This window comes from Micromonospora sp. NBRC 110009 (assembly GCF_030518795.1).
Taxonomy (GTDB): domain Bacteria; phylum Actinomycetota; class Actinomycetes; order Mycobacteriales; family Micromonosporaceae; genus Micromonospora.
The window spans coordinates 4,285,972-4,304,627 of sequence record NZ_CP130427.1; the positions used below are offsets into that span (position 1 = coordinate 4,285,972).

At 72.4% G+C, this 18,656-nt stretch carries 20 protein-coding genes and 1 tRNA gene; 14 read left to right on the forward strand and 7 right to left on the reverse strand.

Going from position 1 to position 18,656, the window contains the following annotated elements:
* The first annotated feature begins 166 nt into the window (after positions 1–166).
* The gene (locus tag Q2K19_RS20540) at positions 167–532 is read left to right on the forward strand and encodes a YciI family protein (protein WP_302762997.1); all 366 of its coding nucleotides are present in this window, start codon (positions 167–169) and stop codon (positions 530–532) included.
* An 8-nt stretch (positions 533–540) separates the two neighbouring features.
* Here Q2K19_RS20540 and Q2K19_RS20545 read toward each other — a convergent pair whose 3' ends face one another.
* Complete coding sequence (locus Q2K19_RS20545; protein ID WP_302762998.1) at positions 541–915, reverse strand: VOC family protein; 375 nt, start codon at positions 913–915, stop codon at positions 541–543.
* 274 nt (positions 916–1,189) lie between these two features.
* Here Q2K19_RS20545 and pyk point away from each other — a divergent pair, with 274 nt between their 5' ends.
* The 4 genes from pyk (at position 1,190) to Q2K19_RS20565 (ending at position 5,129) form a co-directional block, all read left to right on the forward strand.
* On the forward strand, positions 1,190–2,638 hold the full coding sequence (gene pyk / locus Q2K19_RS20550; RefSeq protein ID WP_302762999.1) for a pyruvate kinase: 1,449 nt from the start codon (positions 1,190–1,192) through the stop codon (positions 2,636–2,638).
* On the forward strand, positions 2,635–3,522 hold the full coding sequence (locus tag Q2K19_RS20555; RefSeq protein WP_302763000.1) for an acyl-CoA thioesterase: 888 nt from the start codon (positions 2,635–2,637) through the stop codon (positions 3,520–3,522). The genes pyk and Q2K19_RS20555 overlap by 4 nt, the downstream gene beginning before the upstream one ends.
* A gap of 75 nt (positions 3,523–3,597) precedes the next feature.
* On the forward strand, positions 3,598–4,068 hold the full coding sequence (locus tag Q2K19_RS20560; RefSeq protein ID WP_302763001.1) for an RrF2 family transcriptional regulator: 471 nt from the start codon (positions 3,598–3,600) through the stop codon (positions 4,066–4,068).
* Between the two features lie 125 nt (positions 4,069–4,193).
* Positions 4,194–5,129: a sulfite exporter TauE/SafE family protein gene (locus Q2K19_RS20565; protein WP_368046109.1), complete on the forward strand. Its 936-nt coding sequence runs from the start codon at positions 4,194–4,196 to the stop codon at positions 5,127–5,129.
* A 167-nt stretch (positions 5,130–5,296) separates the two neighbouring features.
* On the opposite strand, the gene Q2K19_RS20570 is transcribed toward Q2K19_RS20565, so the two are convergent.
* Positions 5,297–6,307, reverse strand: a complete 1,011-nt coding sequence (locus tag Q2K19_RS20570; RefSeq protein ID WP_302763002.1) for an LLM class flavin-dependent oxidoreductase — start codon at positions 6,305–6,307, stop codon at positions 5,297–5,299.
* 46 nt (positions 6,308–6,353) lie between these two features.
* Positions 6,354–6,833 (reverse strand): Lrp/AsnC family transcriptional regulator, encoded by a 480-nt coding sequence (locus Q2K19_RS20575; protein WP_302763004.1) that lies wholly within the window; start codon positions 6,831–6,833, stop codon positions 6,354–6,356.
* An 83-nt stretch (positions 6,834–6,916) separates the two neighbouring features.
* Here Q2K19_RS20575 and Q2K19_RS20580 point away from each other — a divergent pair, with 83 nt between their 5' ends.
* On the forward strand, positions 6,917–8,095 hold the full coding sequence (locus tag Q2K19_RS20580) for a trans-sulfuration enzyme family protein (RefSeq protein ID WP_302763005.1): 1,179 nt from the start codon (positions 6,917–6,919) through the stop codon (positions 8,093–8,095).
* A gap of 3 nt (positions 8,096–8,098) precedes the next feature.
* On the opposite strand, the gene Q2K19_RS20585 is transcribed toward Q2K19_RS20580, so the two are convergent.
* Positions 8,099–8,749: an NAD-dependent epimerase/dehydratase family protein gene (locus Q2K19_RS20585; RefSeq protein ID WP_302763006.1), complete on the reverse strand. Its 651-nt coding sequence runs from the start codon at positions 8,747–8,749 to the stop codon at positions 8,099–8,101.
* Positions 8,746–9,399, reverse strand: a complete 654-nt coding sequence (locus Q2K19_RS20590) for a TetR family transcriptional regulator (protein WP_302763007.1) — start codon at positions 9,397–9,399, stop codon at positions 8,746–8,748. Before Q2K19_RS20590 ends, Q2K19_RS20585 begins: the two co-directional genes overlap by 4 nt.
* A gap of 103 nt (positions 9,400–9,502) precedes the next feature.
* On the opposite strand from Q2K19_RS20590, the gene Q2K19_RS20595 reads away from it, so the two are divergent.
* Complete coding sequence (locus tag Q2K19_RS20595) at positions 9,503–10,453, forward strand: SDR family oxidoreductase (RefSeq protein ID WP_302763008.1); 951 nt, start codon at positions 9,503–9,505, stop codon at positions 10,451–10,453.
* Between the two features lie 67 nt (positions 10,454–10,520).
* Here the strand turns inward: Q2K19_RS20595 and Q2K19_RS20600 are convergent, their stop codons facing one another.
* Both Q2K19_RS20600 and Q2K19_RS20605 read right to left on the reverse strand, forming a co-directional pair.
* Entirely contained in the window at positions 10,521–11,267 is a 747-nt protein-coding gene (locus Q2K19_RS20600) for a terminase gpP N-terminus-related DNA-binding protein (protein WP_302763010.1), read from the reverse strand.
* Positions 11,268–11,300: 33 nt separating this feature from the next.
* Positions 11,301–11,374: transfer RNA gene (locus Q2K19_RS20605), tRNA-Leu, on the reverse strand.
* A 93-nt stretch (positions 11,375–11,467) separates the two neighbouring features.
* On the opposite strand from Q2K19_RS20605, the gene Q2K19_RS20610 reads away from it, so the two are divergent.
* The 7 genes from Q2K19_RS20610 to Q2K19_RS20640 all read left to right on the forward strand — a co-directional run bounded on the left by Q2K19_RS20610 (position 11,468) and on the right by Q2K19_RS20640 (position 18,592).
* Positions 11,468–12,088, forward strand: coding sequence for an ANTAR domain-containing response regulator (locus Q2K19_RS20610; protein WP_302763011.1), 621 nt, complete (start codon positions 11,468–11,470; stop codon positions 12,086–12,088).
* 127 nt (positions 12,089–12,215) lie between these two features.
* A complete protein-coding gene (locus Q2K19_RS20615) occupies positions 12,216–13,361 on the forward strand; it encodes a hypothetical protein (RefSeq protein ID WP_302763012.1) in 1,146 nt (381 codons plus the stop codon).
* Positions 13,362–13,618: 257 nt separating this feature from the next.
* Complete coding sequence (locus Q2K19_RS20620; RefSeq protein WP_302763014.1) at positions 13,619–14,779, forward strand: branched-chain amino acid ABC transporter substrate-binding protein; 1,161 nt, start codon at positions 13,619–13,621, stop codon at positions 14,777–14,779.
* Between the two features lie 95 nt (positions 14,780–14,874).
* Positions 14,875–15,825 (forward strand): branched-chain amino acid ABC transporter permease, encoded by a 951-nt coding sequence (locus Q2K19_RS20625; protein ID WP_302763016.1) that lies wholly within the window; start codon positions 14,875–14,877, stop codon positions 15,823–15,825.
* Entirely contained in the window at positions 15,822–16,979 is a 1,158-nt protein-coding gene (locus tag Q2K19_RS20630; protein WP_446839626.1) for a branched-chain amino acid ABC transporter permease, read from the forward strand. Before Q2K19_RS20625 ends, Q2K19_RS20630 begins: the two co-directional genes overlap by 4 nt.
* Positions 16,972–17,892, forward strand: coding sequence for an ABC transporter ATP-binding protein (locus tag Q2K19_RS20635; RefSeq protein WP_302763017.1), 921 nt, complete (start codon positions 16,972–16,974; stop codon positions 17,890–17,892). The genes Q2K19_RS20630 and Q2K19_RS20635 overlap by 8 nt, the downstream gene beginning before the upstream one ends.
* Positions 17,882–18,592: an ABC transporter ATP-binding protein gene (locus Q2K19_RS20640; protein WP_302763019.1), complete on the forward strand. Its 711-nt coding sequence runs from the start codon at positions 17,882–17,884 to the stop codon at positions 18,590–18,592. Before Q2K19_RS20635 ends, Q2K19_RS20640 begins: the two co-directional genes overlap by 11 nt.
* Positions 18,593–18,656: the final 64 nt, after the last annotated feature.

The window sequence follows — 18,656 nt, forward strand, 5'->3', positions numbered from 1 at the left end:
GCGGGCTTCGCCCTTTTCGATCTTGCAAGGGGCGGGTCGGCGGGACGAACGACCCAACGGGTCGGCAACCCGGCCGCCGCCGGTGCAGTTGGGGCGAGCGACCGCGAGGGCGGTCCGCGCCGTGCGACGCTGTGCCGGAGGCGGGACGTACGTCTGGAGGTGCGCCATGGCCGCGACGCCGCGGGTCGACTTCGCCCTCGACACCTACGAGTGCATCGTGATCTACCCGGGGCCGTCCGGCCGGGCCCTGCCCGAGGAGACGGTGCAGCGGCTGCAGTCCGAGCACCTCCAGCACATGCAGGCGCTGCAGCGGCGCGGCATCATCCTGGTCGACGGCTCGGTGGACGGCCCGGCCCGGGAGCCGGACCCGCCGATCGGCTTCGGCCTGGCCTGCACCGGGTCGGTGGACGACGTCCGCAGCGTGATGGAGGCCGACCCGGCGGTGCAGGCCGGGCTCTACCGGGTGGACGTGTTGACCTTCCTCTGCCCGGCCGGGTCGCTGGAGTTCCCGCTGGCCAAGGCGCAGCGCTGAGGGAACGCTCAGCCTCGGCTGGCGTCGACCACGCAGAACCGGTTGCCCTCGGTGTCGGCCAGCACCACGAAGTCCGGCGACTCCGGGTACAGCGGCCAGTCGACCCGCTCGGCGCCCAGCCCGACCAGCCGCCGCACCTCGGCGGCCTGCTCGGCCGCGCTGTCGACCAGCAGGTCCAGGTGCACCCGGGGGATTTCCTGCACCGGCACGGCGCTGACGTCCAGCGCCACCGCGGTGCCGCCGCCCGGCGGGTCCAGCACCACCCACTCGTCGTCCGGGCCGGGCTCACCGTCCCGGAACCGCAGCCCCAACGCCGCCGACCAGAACCGGGCCGCCCGGTGCAGGTCCTGCACCCCGAGAACGACCGTGCCGATGCGCAACATCCGCCGATCCTAGGCCGGCGCGGGGGTCGGCGATCGACGCCCCTCGTGGTGGTCCCGGCCGGCCCCGGCGGCCCGGCCCGGGGGTCCCGGGAGCGCGCCCGGTGGGCGAGGCGAGCGGGCGGTACGATTTCCGCCGCGCGGTCGCCGATGCCCGCCGCACACGACGTTCTGGTGTCCCACCGCCCGCCGCACGGGGATCGCGCGTCGTCGGACAACTGTTCCGCAGTCCGAAAGGGGTCGGCCGGCGGGTCGACCCGAAGGAGAGACTAGCCTGATGGGCGTGACACGCCGCGCGAAGATCGTCTGCACCCTCGGCCCCGCCACCTCGTCCCCGGAGCGCATCCGGGGCCTGGTCGAAGCGGGCATGAACGTGGCGAGGCTCAACTTCAGCCACGGCAGTCACGCCGACCACGAGGCGGTGTGCCGGCTGGTCCGCGAGGCGGCGGAGGCCGCCGGGCGGCCGGTGGCGGTGCTCGCCGACCTCCAGGGCCCGAAGATCCGCCTCGGCCGGTTCGCCGACGGCCCGCACGAGTGGCGCACCGGCGACTCGGTGGTGATCACCGGGGACGACATCGTCGGCACCAAGGAGCGGGTCTCCTGCACCTACCGGAAGCTGCCGCAGGAGGTGAAGCCGGGTGACCGGCTGCTGATCGATGACGGCCGGGTGGCGGTCGAGGTCAGCGACGTGACCGGCAACGACATCCGCGCCCTGGTCACCGAGGGCGGCCCGGTCTCCAACAACAAGGGCGTCTCGCTGCCGAACGTGGCGGTCAGCGTCCCTGCGCTGTCCGAGAAGGACGCCGCGGACCTGCGCTTCGCCCTGGGCCTGGGCGTGGACCTGATCGCCCTGTCCTTCGTCCGCTCGCCCGAGGACATCAAGCTGGTGCACTCGATCATGGCGGAGGAGGGCGTCCAGCGGCCGGTGCTGGCCAAGGTCGAGAAGCCGGAGGCGGTCGACCACCTGGAGGCGATCGTGCTCGCCTTCGACGGCGTCATGGTCGCCCGCGGCGACCTCGGCGTCGAGCTCCCGCTGGACCAGGTGCCGCTGGTGCAGAAGCGCGCCGTGCAGCTCTGCCGGGAGAACGCCAAGCCGGTCATCGTGGCCACCCAGATGCTCGACTCCATGATCGAGAACTCCCGGCCCACCCGCGCCGAGGCCTCCGACGTGGCCAACGCGGTGCTCGACGGCGCGGACGCGGTGATGCTCTCCGGCGAGACCAGCGTCGGCAAGTACCCGGTGCTCACGGTCAGCACCATGGCGAAGATCATCCAGACCACCGAGTCCGGCTCGATCGGCGTGCCGCGCCTCCAGCACGACCCGCGTACGCACGGCGGCGCGCTGACCGTCGCCGCCTCCTCGATCGCCCGGGCCATCGGCGCCAAGGCCATGGTCGCCTTCTCGCAGACCGGCGACACCGTCAAGCGGCTCGCCCGGCTGCACTGCGACCTGCCGCTGCTGGCCTTCACCCCGGTCCCCGAGGTGCGTAACCAGCTCGCCCTCTCCTGGGGCGTCGAGACGTTCCTGATGCCGTTCGTCGAGCACACCGACGACATGTTCCGCCAGGTCGACCAGGCGCTGCTCGGCCTCAACCGGGCCAACCCCGGCGACTACGTGGTGATCGTGGCGGGCAGCCCGCCCGGCACCCCCGGCTCCACCAACACCCTGCGCGTGCACCAGCTCGGCTCGCTGGTGGACGCCGCCTCCGCCCGGGCGCTGCAGTGAGCGACAGCCCGGCGGCGGCGACCGGCCAGGCCGCGGTCGACCAGCTCCTGGAGGTGCTGGACCTCGACCACACCGGCGAGATGACCTTCCGGGGGATCAGCCCCCCGGTCGGTCCGCAGCGGGTGTACGGCGGTCAGGTCGCCGGCCAGGCCCTGGTCGCCGCCGGGCGCACGGTCGATTCGGAGCGCTTCGTGCACTCCCTGCACGGCTACTTCGTCCGCCCCGGCGACCCGGCCGAGCCGATCGAGTACCAGGTGGAGAACGTCCGGGACGGCCGCTCCTTCTCGGTGCGCCGCTCGGTCGCGCTGCAGCACGACAAGCCGATCTTCTTCATGTCGGCGTCCTTCCAGCGGCACGAGGAGGGGCTCGACCACCACGCGCCGGCCCCCCTCGACGTGCCCGGGCCGGACCAGGTCCCGACCATGGCCGACCGGCTCTCCCGCTACCCGGAGCGGCTCGGCATCTGGGGCCAGATCCCCCGCCCGATCGACGTCCGCTACGTCGGCGAGCCCGGCTGGGTCCGCCCCGGCGACCGGCCCGCCGAGCCGCACCAGCGGGTCTGGATGCGCCTCGACGGCAAGCTCCCCGACGACCCGCTGCTGCACGCCTGCGCCCTGACGTACGCCTCCGACCTCACCCTGCTCGACTCGGTGCTGTCGGTGCACGGCGAGGTCTGGGGCCCCGGCGGGGTGGTGGGCGCGAGCCTGGACCACGCGCTCTGGTTCCACCGCTCGTTCCGCGCCGACGAGTGGTTCCTCTACGACTGCTGGAGCCCGTCCGCCTCCGGTGCCCGCGGGCTGGCCACCGGCCGGATGTTCACCACCGACGGCCGGCACATCGCGAGCGCCGTGCAGGAGGGGCTGCTGCGCCGGGTGGGCGCCTGAGCGCCGCCGGCGCCGTGGCCGATCGGTCGAGGGTCGGAGCGCCGGCCGGCCGAGCTGCCGACTAACCTGTCCGGCATGCGTCTCTCCGCCCGGGTCGACTACGCCCTCCGCGCGGCCGCCGAGCTGGCCCTGGTGGCCGACGGGGCGGCGGGCGGACGGAGCCGGCCGGTCACCGCCGAGCAGATCGCCCGCGCCCAGGAGATCCCGCCGAAGTTCCTGGAGAGCATCCTGCTCCAGCTGCGCCGGGCCGGGATCGTGCACGCCCAGCGGGGCCCGGAGGGCGGCTACTGGCTGGCCCGGCCGGCGTCGGAGATCTCCCTCGCCGAGGTGATCCGGGTGATCGACGGTCCGCTCGCCCACATCCGTGGCCAGCGGCCGGAGCAGCTCGGCTACCAGGGGGCCGCCCGCGCCCTGCAGGACGTGTGGATCGCGCTGCGCGCCAGCGAGCGGCAGATCCTGGAGCTGGTCACGCTCGCCGACGTGGCCGGCGCGACGCTGCCCGATCGGGTCACCGAGCTCGCCGCCGACCCCAGCGCCTGGAGCTGACCGGCCGGCCGCGCCGCCGCCCGTTCTCGTCGTCCCACCTGTCGGATACGGGGCTTGACCGGAGCCCGGCCGTGCCGCATTGTCGACCAAGTCGATAGGAGATGCCGAAAAGCCGGAGGGCGTCGATGCGCAAGCTGCTGGTCCTCGCCCTGGTCGGACTCGCCGCCCAACTGGTCGACGGCGCGCTCGGCATGGCGTACGGGCTGACCTCCTCGACGCTGCTGCTCTTCGCCGGGGTGGCCCCGGCCGCCGCGTCCGCCTCCGTGCACCTCGCGGAGGTCGGCACCACCCTTGCCGCGGGCGTGTCGCACTGGCGGTTCGGCAACGTCGACTGGCGGGTGGTCAGCCGGATCGCGCTCCCCGGGGCCGTCGGCGCGTTCGCCGGCGCCACCTTCCTCAGCTCCATCTCCACCGAGGCCGCCGCCCCCTGGATGGCCGCCATCCTGTGCGCCCTCGGCGCCTACCTGCTGGTCCGCTTCTCCCGGCCGCTGCGGGCGAACCGCGCGGCCGGCCGCCTGCGCGGCCGCTTCCTCGCCCCGCTCGGACTGGTCGCCGGCTTCGTCGACGCCACCGGCGGCGGGGGCTGGGGCCCGGTCGCCACCCCGGCGCTGCTGGTCTCCGGGCGGCTGGCGCCGCGCAAGGTGATCGGCTCGGTCGACACCGCCGAGGTGGTGGTCGCCGGTGCCGCCAGCGTCGGGTTCCTGATCGGCCTCGGCGCCGAGGGCTTCCTGCTGCCCACCGTGGCCGCGCTGCTGCTCGGCGGCCTGGTCGCGGCGCCGATCGCCGCCTGGCTGGTCCGGATCGTCCCCGCCCAACTGCTCGGCGCCGCCATCGGCGGGGTGATCGTGCTGACCAACGCCCGGATCCTGCTGCGCGCCGGCGAGCTCGGCGGGCCGGTGCCGTCGCTCGTCTATACGGTGCTCGGCGCCGGCTGGCTGGTCGCGCTCGGGCTGGCCGGGCGGGCGCTGCGGCGTACCCGCCGGGCCGCCGCCCTCGCCGCCCAGGCGGCACCCGCCGGGCGGGAGGAGCGCCAGCCGCTCGCCGCCGCCGTCGAGGTCTGATCCGGCAGGCACCGGGTCGCCGGCCGCGGAATCCGCTCAACCGGCGACCCGGTGCACCACACCGCGGCATTCCCGACCCGTCCCGACCGGGAATGCCGTACCACCACCGGGAACAAAGCTATGCGGGCTGCGCGACGGTGGGGTGACGTGGCTATGAAGAGCGTGTTTCAGCCCTGCCGGCGCAGGCCGCCGGCCACCTTCTCGGCGATCAGCTCGAACGAGCGGACCCGGTCGGCCACGTCGTACACCATCGTGGTCAGCATCAGCTCGTCCGCGCCCGTGCGCGCCAGCAGCGCGCCGAGCTGGCGGGCCACCGTCTCCGGCGAGCCGGTCGCCTGCCCGTCCCGGCGCTGGGCCACGAACTCCCGCTCCACCTCGCTGTACGGGTAGGCCGCCGCCTCCTCCGGCGTGACCAGCGGCTCCGGCCGCCCCGAGCGCAGCTTGAGGAAGGACAACCCGGCCGGACCGGCCAGCCACTCCGCCCGCTTGTCGGTCTCCGCGCAGACCGCGTTCACCGCGACCATCGCGTACGGCTTCTCCAGCCACTGCGACGGCCGGAAGCTCTGCCGGTAGAGCTGGAGCGCCGGCAGGGTGTTCTGCGCGCTGAAGTGGTGCGCGAACGAGAACGGCAGGCCGAGCAGCCCGGCGAGCTGGGCGCTGAACCCGCTTGACCCGAGCAGCCAGACCGCCGGCGACTGCCCCTTGCCGGGGGTGGCGGTGATCGGGCCCGGCTCGGCGCCGCTGAAGTAGTTCATCAGGTCGGCCAGCTCGCGGGGGAAGTGCTCCGCGGACAGCCCCTCCATGCTGCGGCGCAGCGCCAGCGCGGTCACCTGGTCGGTGCCCGGCGCCCGGCCGATGCCCAGGTCGATCCGGCCCGGGTGCAGCGCCTCCAGGGTGCCGAACTGCTCCGCCACCACCAGCGGCGCGTGGTTGGGCAGCATCACCCCGCCCGAGCCCAGCCGGATCGTCGAGGTGTTGGCCGCCAGGTGGGCGAGCAGCACCGCCGGCGCGGAGCTGGCGATCGAGGGCATGTTGTGGTGCTCGGCCACCCAGAACCGGCGGTAGCCCAGCTCCTCGGTGCGGCGGGCCAGCTCGGTGGTGTGCCGCAGCGCCTCGCCGGCGTTGCCGGTGGCGGCCACCGGGGCAAGATCAAGAACAGACAAGGGTACGTCGATCACGCCCAACACCAACCCGCCGCGCGCCGGAATTGTTCCCTCCGGTGCGCTAGCCCATACCGCGCGCCTGCTCGAAGATCAGGCTCGTCTGGGTGTGCTGCACCGCCGGATCCACCGCCAGATGGTCCAGCACGAAGTCCCGCAGCGCGTCCCCGGACGCCGCCCGCACGTGCAGCACGTAGTCTTCCGCGCCGGCCACGTGGAACACCGACACCACCCCGGGCAGCCGCACCGACCGGGCCCGGAACGCGTCCACCGCCGCCCGCTCGTGCGCCGCCAGCCGCACCGACACCAGCGCCTGCAACGGCAAACCCACCGCCGCCGGGTCCACCTCGGCGTGGAACCCCCGGATCGCCCCGCACTCGCGCAGCGCCCGGGTCCGCGTCAGACACGTCGAGGGGGCCACCCCCACCCGCTCGGCCAGGGCGTTGTTCGGCAGCCGGCCGTCGGCGGCCAACTCGGTCAGGATCGCGCGGTCGACGTCGTCGAGCGCCGCGAACGGCCGTACATCATTCGGTGCGACGGGCATGCGAGCATCATCCACCGAACTTACCGATGTTGAAAGGCCTTGTTGCAGAATCTTGTTCGTCTCTCTTGCCCGGGACCGGTCTGATGTTCGACGCTTCCGCCATGACCGCCGTGGACACCACAGCCGTGCACGCCGGGCGCGACGACCTCGCCGGTCTCGGCGTCCACGTACCGCCGATCGACCTCTCCACCACCAACCCGCTCCCGTCCGTCACCGACGGCGGCGACGCGTACGAGACCCTCGCCACCGGCGGCACCCTCCCGGCCGGTGCCAGCGCCGTCTACCAGCGGCTCTGGAACCCCACCGTGGCCCGCTTCGAGACCGCCCTCGCCACCCTCGAAGGCACCCCCGAAGCCGTCGCCTTCGCCAGCGGCATGGCCGCCCTCACCGCCACCCTGCTCGCCGCCACCCGCGACGGGAAACGCCACGTCGTCGCCGTCCGCCCCCTCTACGGCGGCACCGACCACGTGCTCGCCACCGGCCTGCTCGGCACCGAGGTCACCTGGGCCCGACCCGACCAGGTCGCCGCCGCGATCCGCCCCGACACCGCGCTCGTCGTGGTCGAGACCCCGGCCAACCCCACCCTCGACCTCGTCGACATCGCCGCCCTCGCCACCGCCGCCGGCGACGTCCCGCTGCTCGTCGACAACACCGTCGCCACCCCGGTGCTCCAGCAGCCCGCCCGGCACGGCGCCGCGCTCGTGCTGCACAGCGCCACCAAGAGCATCGGCGGCCACGGCGACGTCCTCGCCGGCGTCGTCGCCTGCGACCCCGGCTGGGCCACCCGGCTGCGCCAGGTCCGCGCCGTCACCGGCGCGATCCTGCACCCGCTCGGCGCGTACCTGCTGCACCGCGGCCTGCAGACCCTGCCCCTGCGGGTCCGCGCCCAGCAGGCCGGCGCCGAGAAGCTCGCCGGCTGGCTCGCCGGCCACCCCGCCGTCGAACGGGTCCACCACCCCTCGCTGCACGACCCCGCCGGGCTCGTCGGCCGCCAGCTGTCCGGCACCGGCAGCCTGCTCGCCTTCGAGGTACGCGGCGGCGCCCCCGCCGCGGCCGCCGTCGCCGGGGCCTGCCAGCTGATCACCCACGCCGTGTCGCTCGGCGGGGTCGACACCCTGATCCAGCACCCGGCCTCGCTCACCCACCGGCCGGTGGAGGGCGACGCCAAACCGTGCGGCGGGCTGCTGCGGGTCTCGGTGGGGCTGGAGGACCCGGAGGACCTGCGGGCCGACCTGGAGCAGGCCCTCGCCCGGATCGCCTGACCGTCAGCTCAGGTCGCGGCCGGCAAGAACCCGGCGCGGCGAGCCCTCCCGGGCCACCCGCAGCATCGCCCGGCCCAGCCGGTCAGTGGTGGTCACCTGGTTCGGGAACAGCCGCCGCAGCAGCGGGAAGAGCGGGCGCGTGACCGCATACCCCAGCCGGTACCAGCGCGTCTTCGACACCACCCCGTGCGTCGGCTGGATGAAACCGGGCCGCGCCGCGTAGCCGTGGGGCAGCAGCTCGAGCACCGCGTTCTCGGCGCGTCCCTTCACCCGCGCCCACATCACCCGGCCCTCGCCGGTGGAGTCGGTGCCGACGCCGGAGACGTACACGAACGTGGCGGACGGACTGACCTCGGCGAGCAGCCGGGCGGCGGCCACCGGGAAGTCGTAGCTGATCCGGGTGTACGCCGCCTCGTCCAGCCCCAGCGAGGAGACCCCGAGGCAGTAGAAGCACGCGTCGACGCGGGCCAGCTCGTCGCGGAGCGCGCTCAGGTCGGTGAAGTCCTCGTGCCGGATCTCCCGCAGCTTCGGGTGCCGCCGACCCGTCGGCGTCCGCCCGACCACCAGCACGCTGTCGACGTCGTCGGCGAGCAGGCACTCGCGGAGCACACCCTGCCCGACCATGCCGGTCGCGCCGAAGACGACCACCCTCACCGGTCCGCCCCCGTCCGGCCGGCCGATTCCTGCGACCCGGCCGCCGCGCCGCGTCCGGTCGGGTGGTCGTCGCCGGCCGGCGGGCGGTTCCCGTCGTGCGTGACCAGCCGGGCCACCGCGTCGGTCACCATGTGCCGCCGCCGCGCGAGCGCCTCCGGGCCGTCGACCGGCGCCAGCTCGGCCGAACCGAGCAGCGAGAGGCCGACCACCAGCAGCAGCAGTTCGTCCGCCGAGTAGCGGCCGGGGAGCTGGCCGGACCGCTGGGCAGCCGCGATCGCCGCCGCCTTGTCCGCGTTCGACGCCGTGACCGCCTGCGGCAGCGCCGCCATCCCGCCGCGCTCGAGCGAGTGCCACAGCAGCAGGCGCAGCGCCTGCGGGTGGGTCTGGTTGCGGTCGAAGAGCCGGCCGGCGTACCCGGGTAGGTCGTCGGCGTCGATCGGTACCTCCGCGACGGTGCTCACCACCAGCGCGTCGAAGACCGCGTCGAAGAGCTGATCCTTGTTGCCGAAGTAGGCGTAGATCAACGCCTTGTTCGCGCCCGCCGCCGCGGCGATCCGGTCCACTCTTGCGCCGGCGATACCCCGCTGGGCGAACTCGTCGGCGGCGGCGGCCAGCAGCCGGCGCCGGGTGTCCTCCGCGTCCCGTGCCATGACGGCCAGTCTAGCTGACTAACCGGTTAGTTGTTATCCGCCGCCGCCGTGCTTTACTCGGGAAGTAACCAACCAGTCAGTTATCTGATCTCGAGGGGGAACCATGACCGGCTTCACCGTCCCCGACCAGTCCGGACGACTCACGGTGGTCACCGGGGCGAACAGCGGCATCGGGCTGGAGACCGCTCGCCGCCTCGCCGCAGCCGGCGCCGAGGTGATCCTCGCCGTCCGCAACACCGGCAAGGGCGACATTGCCGCCGCCGGCATCCGCGCCGGCGCCCCCGGCGTCCGGCTCCGGGTCGAGGAACTGGATCTGTCCCGCCTCGCCTCGGTAGCCGACTTCGCCCGCCGGCTCAGCACACCCGGCCGGCCGGTCGACCTGCTGGTCAACAACGCCGGCGTGATGGCCGTACCCACCCGGCACACCACCGCGGACGGATTCGAGCTCCAGTTCGGCACCAACCACCTGGGCCACTTCGCGCTCACCGGCCGGCTGCTCCCGCTGCTGGTCGCCGCCAAGCGGCCCCGCGTCGTCACCCTCAGCAGCGGCACCCACCACTTCGGCCGGATCGACCTCGACGACCTGCAGGGCGAGCGCCGGTACCGCGCCCAGCGCGCGTACGCCCAGTCGAAGCTGGCCACGCTGATGTTCGCCGACGAACTCCAGCGGCGCAGCGACCGCCACGGCTGGGGGCTGCTCAGCAACGCCGCGCACCCCGGCGCAACCCGGACCAACCTGCAGTCCGCCGGCCCCAGCCTCGGCCGTGGCCGGACCGAGACCCCGTTCTCCACCCGGCTCACCATGCGGATCCCCGGGTTCTGGCAGGACGTCGACCAGGGCGCGCTGCCCACCCTCTACGCCGCCACCAGCCCCGGCGCGATCGGCGGTGAGTACTACGGCCCGGACGGCCCGTTCGGCCTGACCGGCCAGCCCGCCGTGGCCCGCAAGTCCCGACGGGCCCGCGACGCCTCGGTCGCCGAGCGGCTGTGGCGCGAATCCGAGCGGCTCACCGGCGTGACCTACCCGCGCTCGACGGTCGGGGCGGGCCGGTAGGGCCAACTGACGGCGCCGGCTCGCCGCCCCGCCGGCTCACGCCGTGCGGCGGCGGTACGGGGGCCGGTCAGGACTTCGGGCCGACGTGACGGTCGAGGGCGGCGACCGCCTCGCGTCGAGCGACCGACAGGCAGTTGCGCCGGTTCATCCGCCACGCGATGCCGAGCAGGTCGAGGGCCCACTGGCACAGGCCCATGATGTCGGTCGACTCGTTGACGAACATGTAGCGCGGATAGACGTACCGCTTGCCGCGGACGGTGACCCGATTGCTCACGCGGCAGCCGTCGGAGTGGAAGAGGCCGCGCAGGAAGTCGCCCGGGTAAGCCTCGACGATCTCCCGCTGCCAGTCGGTCAGGACGATCGGGCGCTCGTGCTTCTTGCCACGGCCGTGCTGCGGGAACAGGCACGGCCAGTGCTTGCCATAACTCTGGACTGCGACGCAGCCCTGTTTCTGCACCCGCTGCACCGAGGTGGCCAGAACGTTCCGCATCGCGTTCTCACAGGCCACGATCAAGTCCGGCCAGGCGTCGGCACAGAAGATGCGGAGCACCGGAACTCGGGCGATGACCAGGTGCCCATCGCCGAGGTAGAGACCGAGCAGGTACGCATACTGCCCGGGGCTTGTTGGGCTTCCGACGCCGTCTCGGCAGCGGAAGCAGCGGAGCGCCGTGCTCTGTTGTTTCGGCTCTGGTCGATCCTTGCACCAGTGGCGAACGGTGGGATAGGAGAGTCCCACGGCCCGGGCCGCCTCGGCGACGGTCGCACCGGCGAGGTAGAGGCCGCGTGCTCGGGCGCGAATCTCGGGTGGATGCACCGGGACATCCTCGAACGCCTGTATGACAAATTGTGCCCCCGGTGGGATTCGAACCCACACTGTCGATCTTTTGAGAATCGCGCCTCTGCCGGTTGGGCTACAGGGGCTTCTGCAGTTCGGCTCCATTAGGTTACCCACTACGCTAGGGGCGGCGACACCCGGCAGGGCGGGTGTCGGGCTCGAACTGGTGGGAGTGGCTCGTGGCCGAGACGCAGACGGAGACCGAGCGCAGGCGCGTACTGATTGCCGAGGACGAGGCGCTCATCCGGCTGGACCTGGCCGAGATGCTGGTCGAAGAGGGCTACGAGGTGGTCGGCGAGGCCGGTGACGGCGAGACCGCCGTGAAGCTCGCCGAGGAGCTGAAGCCCGACCTGGTCATCCTCGACATCAAGATGCCGATCATGGACGGCCTGGCCGCCGCCGAGCGGATCGCCGGCTCGCGGATCGCTCCGGTGATCATCCTGACCGCGTTCAGCCAGCGGGACCTGGTGGAGCGGGCCCGGGCGGCCGGCGCGATGGCCTACCTGGTCAAGCCGTTCCAGAAGAGCGACCTGGTGCCGGCGGTGGAGATCGCGCTGTCGCGCTACTCGGAGATCGCCGCGCTGGAGGCGGAGGTCGCCGGCCTGACCGATCGGCTGGAGATCCGTAAGACCGTCGAGCGGGCCAAGGGCGCGCTGATGACCACCTACGGGATGACCGAGCCGCAGGCCTTCAAGTGGATCCAGCGCACGGCGATGGACCACCGGATGACCATGAAGGAGGTCGCCGAGCGGATCCTCGCGGAGACCGCCGGCGGCGAGGTGGCCCAGCCCGCCTCCTGACCTCCACCGGACCGCGCGGCCGGGTTGCCGCGCCGGGTCGCCCTGCCCGGATGCGCCGCCCCGGAACCCGGCGGACCGGCGGTGAACCGGCTTCCCCGTGTCGTCGCCGGTCGATACGATCGCCGGCATGCGGCGTCCCCTGGCGGTGCTCGGCGTGCTCGTCGTGCTGCTGGCCGGGTGCCGTTCGGCCGGGCGCGCCGAGCCGGCCCCGGAGCCGGTCCGGCCGGCGTGGCAGCCGGTCACCCTGCCTGTCCCGCCCGGCCCGCCCGGGCGGCTGGCGCTGCGCGACGCCACGGCCTGCGGTGGCCGCTGGTTCGTGGTGGGCGCGGTGATCGACCTGACGGGTGGCACCCGCCCGGCCGCCTGGCGCAGTGCCGACGCGGTCACCTGGACGCCGCTGCGCCCGGTGCCGCGCAGCGCGTACGGCGAGGAGAACCTGCTGACCGCGGCGGGCTGCCGGGACGGTCGGCTGGCCGCGGTGGGCGGCAAGACCGGCGGGGTGCACGGCAATCCCCGGATCAGCACCTGGCGTGAGGTCGCCGACGGTTCGCTGGTGGAGGTGCCGGCCGAGTTCGAGGTGTTCGGCGGGCCGGACGCGGTGAACGTGGGGCGGATCGCGGGTGGGCCGCGGGGGTGGCTGATCTCGGGCAACCGGGCCACCGGGGCGGCGGCCTGGGTGTCCCCGGACGGGGCGGACTTCCAGCTGGTGAGCGCGGTGCCGGGGTTGGCCGCGGACGAGGCCGGGCGGCCCTGGGCGGCGGACGGCATCGCCACCCCGTCGGGTTGGCTGCTGGTGGGCTCGCTGCTGCCGCGCGCGCGTACCGGATCGGATCCGGTGGTGTGGACCTCGGCGGACGGGCGGAGCTGGCGACGGGCGGTGCTCCCCGGCGGGGACGGCGCCGGCGACCTCCAGCGGGTGGTCGGGGTGGGGGAGCGGACGGTGGCGGTGGGTCGCCGGGGCGACCGGCTGGGCGCCTGGGTGGACGAGGGCGGGCGCTGGCGGGCCGGCGGCGCGTTCGGCGCGGCGTCCGGGGCCGTCTCGGGGCTGGCGGCGGTGTCCGGTGGGGTACTGGTGCTGCCCGCCGCCGGCGCGACCGGATGGGTCTCGCGGGACGGTGACTCTTGGTCACCGGTCGCCCTGCCGATGGCCGTGCCGGCGGGCAGCGAGCGGGCGGTGGCGGTGGCGGGATCGGGGGACGTCGCGCTGATCGCGGTGGACGATGGCGCGCGGGTCCGGATCTGGTCGGGGCATGGGCCGTGGCGCCCAAGATAGTTGTCTGCCGACAAGTGCAGGCCAGGGGGCAAGTGTCCGTTTTTTCCTGTGACCTGCCGGCGTGTGTTACAGCACATCCATGAAATTGGCCACTCAACGTAACGGTTAGGTCAACCCCTCTTCCTACCTATTCCGGCGTGCCCTGACAGTGGGATAACGTCCCGCCCCAGACCGGGATCGCGGTCGGTCCGGCCAGCGTCGCAAGGTCCAATCCGCGGCGGGTGGTCCGGGCCATCGGACGGAGGAGGGTACGAGCCGTGAGGCAGAAGCTCGCTCGGGTGCTCGGTGGCGTGGCCATCGGCGCGCTCGTTTTCAGTGGCGCGGCCTGCAAGGCCGACAGCGGCAGTGAGGCGGGTGGCGGGAAGGCCGCCTGCGACCTGAAGATCGGCTTCTTCGGCGCGCTCACGGGTGACGCTGCGGGTCTCGGTATCCACATGCGCAACGGCACCCAGCTGGCCATCGAGCAGTACAACAAGGACAACAAGGACTGCCAGGTCAAGCTGGAGCAGTACGACTCCCAGGGCGACCCGGCCAAGGCCCCGGCGCTGGCCCAGCAGGCGGTCGGTGACAGCAAGGTCGTCGGCATCATCGGCCCCGGCTTCTCCGGTGAGTCCGAGGTGGCGGACCCGATCTTCGACGCGGCCGGCCTGCCGACCATCACCCCGTCGGCGACCCGCCCGAGCCTGAGCACCAAGAACTGGAAGGTCTTCCACCGGGGCGTCGGTAACGACACCTCGCAGGGCCCGGCCGCCGGTCGCTACATCAAGAACGTGCTGAAGGCCGAGAAGGTCTACGTCGTCGACGACCAGTCGGCGTACGGCGCCGGCCTGGCCGACGAGGTCAAGAAGGTCATCGGCGCCCCGGCCGGCTACGACAAGATCCAGGTCAAGCAGACCAACTTCTCCGCCGTGGTCACCAAGATCCAGAGCAGCGGCGCGAACGTCCTGTTCTTCGGTGGCTACTACACCGAGGCCGGCCTGCTGCTCAAGCAGCTCAAGGGCGCGGGCTGGAACGGCACGATGGTCGCCGGTGACGGTGTCAACGACGCCAACTTCATCAAGGTCGCCGGCCAGCAGGTCGCCGAGGGCACCATCCTGACCTGCCCGTGCGCCCCGGCCACCAAGGCCAAGGGCAGCTTCGTCACCGACTACAAGACGGCGTTCAACGTCGACCCGGGCACCTACGCCGACGTGTCCTTCGACATCACCCGGATCATGCTCGAGGGCATCAAGGCCGGTAAGTCGAGCCGTGCCGACCTGAACTCCTTCATCAGCGGCTACAGCGGCACCGGCGCCGCCACCGGCGTGAACTACAAGTTCGAGTCCAACGGTGAGCTGGACCCGGCCCAGGTGATCGTCTGGGCGTTCAAGGTGAACGCGGGCCAGGTCGTCCCCGACATCGAGATCCCCAAGGCCTGACCGGTCCGTCCGGTCCCGCCACGGGACACCAGGCGTGCGGCCGGGAGTGATTTCCTCCCGGCCGCACCGCTTGGCCGCACAGTTGGAGCCCCCACTTGAACTTCGATGAGCTGTTCGGGAACTTCCCGGCCCTGACCATCACCGGGCTGGAACAGGGCGCGATCTACGCGCTCGTGGCCCTCGGTTACACCCTGGTGTACGGCGTCCTGCGCCTGATCAACTTCGCCCACTCCGAGGTCTTCATGGTCGGTACCTTCACCGCCCTGTGGACCTGGGAGGCCCTCGGCTACAACCAGAACACCGCGGCTCCGGCCTTCGGCCCGCTGATCGTGGCGCTCCTCGCCGGCCTGGCGGTGGCCATGGTCGCTTCGGCCGCCACGGCGATCACCGTCGAACTGGTCGCCTACCGGCCGCTGCGGCGCCGCAATGCCCCGCCGCTGGCCTTCCTGATCACCGCGATCGGCGCCTCGTTCGTGCTCTCCGAGTCGTTCGGCATCGGCACCGAGCGGGCCCCGTTCGGCATGCCGGACATGATCCCGCAGAAGACGGTCTTCACCCTGTTCGGCACGGGGGTCACCAACCTGCAGCTGCTGATCCTGGGCGTGACGCTGATCATGATGATCGGCCTCGACCAGTTCGTGAACCGCAGCCGGCTCGGTCGCGGCATCCGGGCCGTCGCCCAGGATCCGGACACCGCCGCCCTGATGGGCGTCAACAAGAACCGGGTCATCCTGCTGGTGTTCGTGCTCGGCGGCCTGATGGCCGGCGTGGCCGCCCTGCTGTGGGACGTCCGGTTCGGCTTCACCAAGTTCAACGTCGGCTTCCTGATCGGGCTCAAGGCCTTCTCGGCCGCGGTGCTCGGCGGCATCGGCAACCTGCGCGGCGCGCTGCTCGGTGGTCTGCTCCTCGGTGTGGTGGAGAACTACGCCGCCGGTCTCTTCGGTGGAGACTGGAAGGACTTCACCGGTTTCGTGCTGCTGATCGTGCTGCTGATGTTCCGGCCGACCGGCCTGCTCGGCGAATCTCTCGGGAGGGCGCGCGCATGACCGCCAACTCGGACAAGACGAGCCGCATGGCGGCGTTCCGCACGCGCTGGGACGCGATGCCGAAGCAGATCCGCTGGGCCGGCCTCGCCGCGCTGGTGATCTTCCTCTACATCCTGCCCAACAAGTGGTTCTACGAGTACCTCGGCTTCCCGATCGGCAGCGACTACTTCGCCTTCTACACCACCCGCTCGGACTTCGCGACGGTGCTCTTCGACACCGCGATCTTCGTGCTACTCGCGGTGGGCCTGAACGTCGTGGTCGGCTTCGCCGGCCTGCTCGACCTGGGCTACTTCGGTTTCTACGCGGTCGGCGCGTACACGGTGGCGCTGCTGACCTCGCCGGAGAGCCGGTTCGGGACGAACTGGCCGTGGCTGGCAGCGGTGCCTATCGCGATCCTGGTGGCGATGGTCTCCGGCGTGATCCTCGGCGGCCCGACGCTGCGGCTGCGTGGCGACTACCTGGCGATCGTCACCCTCGGCTTCGCCGAGATGATCCGCCTGTACGCGGCCCGCAACGAGGGCATCGCCCAGGGTCAGCGGGGTATCCCGCAGATCCCGCACCCGCCGGGCACCGGGGCGGACGGCAAGGCGCTGTTCAGCGTGGAGAGCTCGAAGCCCTACTACTGGCTGATCCTCACGGTGATCATCGTGATCATCTTCGCGATGCGGAACCTGGCGAACAGCCGGGTCGGCCGCGCCTGGGTGGCGATCCGCGAGGACGAGGACGCCGCCGAGATCATGGGTGTGCCGACGTTCAAGTACAAGCTGTGGGCGTTCGCCATCGGCGCGGCGGTCGGCGGCCTGTCGGGCGCGATATTCGCCGGTAAGCAGACGTTCATCAACTCGGACAGCTTCCTGCTGGAGAACTCGATCCTGGTGCTCGCCGCGGTCATCCTCGGCGGCGCGGGCAACATCAAGGGCGCGATCGTCGGTGGCGCGCTCACCTGGTACCTGCCGGAGTGGCTGCGCGGTATCGGCGGGCTGATCGGCGTCAACTTCGACGCGGCCGAGTACCGGATCCTGGTCTTCGGCCTGGTGGTCATCGTGATGATGATCTTCCGGCCGCAGGGCCTGGTGCCCAACCGGCGCCGGGCGGCCGAGTTCGCCGACCGCCGCAAGGAAGCGGTTCCCCAGGAGACGGTGCCCAATGAGTGAGCCGCAGATGCACAGCGAGCGGGACGAGACCAGCGAGCGGGACATCGCCGACGACGGTCGTAGCACCGTCGGCACCCCGCCGGAGCAGGGCGCGGACAAGCCGGTGGAGCCCACCCCCGGCGCGACCGCGCCGGCCGGGCGGGAGCCACTGCTGGAGGTCGACCACGTCACCCTCCGCTTCGGCGGTGTGGTGGCGCTGAACGACGTCGCGTTCACCCTCTACAAGGGGGAGATCCTCGGTCTGATCGGCCCGAACGGCGCCGGCAAGACCACCTGCTTCAACGCGATGACCGGGGTCTACCGGCCCACCGAGGGCGAGATCCGGTTCAAGGGGCAGCGGACCAACGGCAAGCGCCGGTCCTGGATCACCAAGGCGGGCATCGCCCGGACGTTCCAGAACATCCGGCTCTTCCCGGAGATGACCGCGCTGGAGAACGTGATGGTGGGCGCGGACGCCCACCACAAGACCAGCGTGATCTCCGCGATGCTGCGGCTGCCCCGGCACTGGCGGGAGGAGCGGCAGGGCCGCGAGAAGGCGTACGAGCTGTTGCGCTTCGTCGGCATCGAGCGTCGCGCCGGGGACCTGGCCCGCAACCTCTCGTACGGCGAGCAGCGCCGGCTGGAGATCGCCCGGGCCATGGCCACCGATCCGACCCTGCTCTGCCTGGACGAGCCGGCCGCCGGCTTCACCCCGGCGGAGAAGGAGGAACTGCTCGGTCTGATCCGCAAGATCCGGGACAACGGGACTACCGTACTGCTCATCGAGCACGACATGCGGCTGGTCATGGGCGTCACCGACCGGATCGTCGTGCTGGAGTTCGGCAAGAAGATCGCCGAGGGCCTGCCGGCCGAGGTCCGGGACGACCCGAAGGTGATCGCCGCGTACCTGGGGGTGCCGACCGATGCTGCTTGAGATCAAGGACCTGACCCTGCTGTACGGCCGGATCCAGGCGCTGCACGGGATCAGCCTGCACGTCAACGAGGGCGAGGTGGTGGCGCTGATCGGCGCGAACGGCGCCGGCAAGACCACCACCATGCGGGCGATCTCCGGGCTGCGCCCGGCGGCGACCGGTTCGATCGTCTTCGACGGCACGGACGTCACCCGGATGCGGGCCGACCTGCGGGTGGTCCGGGGCATCGGGCAGGCGCCCGAGGGTCGGGGCGTCTTCCCCGGCATGACCGTCCTGGAGAACCTGGAGATGGGGGCGTACACCCGCCGGGACCGGTCGGGCATCGCCGAGGACATGAAGATGGTCATGGACCTCTTCCCCCGGCTCGCCGAGCGGCGCAAGCAGCCCGGCGGCACGCTCTCCGGCGGTGAGCAGCAGATGCTGGCGGTGGGTCGGGCGCTGATGGCCCGCCCGCGGCTGCTGCTGCTCGACGAGCCCTCGATGGGTCTCGCGCCGATGCTGATCCAGCAGATCTTCGAGATCATCACCCGGATCAACGAGCAGGGCACCACCATCCTGCTGGTGGAGCAGAACGCCCAGCAGGCGCTCTCCCGCGCCCACCGGGGCTACGTGCTGGAGACCGGCCGGATCGTCAAGGAGGGCACCGGCCGGGACCTGCTGCACGACCCGGCGGTCAAGGAGGCCTACCTCGGCGTGGCCTGAGTCGTACCGCCGGCGGCCGGTCGTCCCTCGCGGGGCGGCCGGCCGCCGGCTTTTGCGGTGTCGC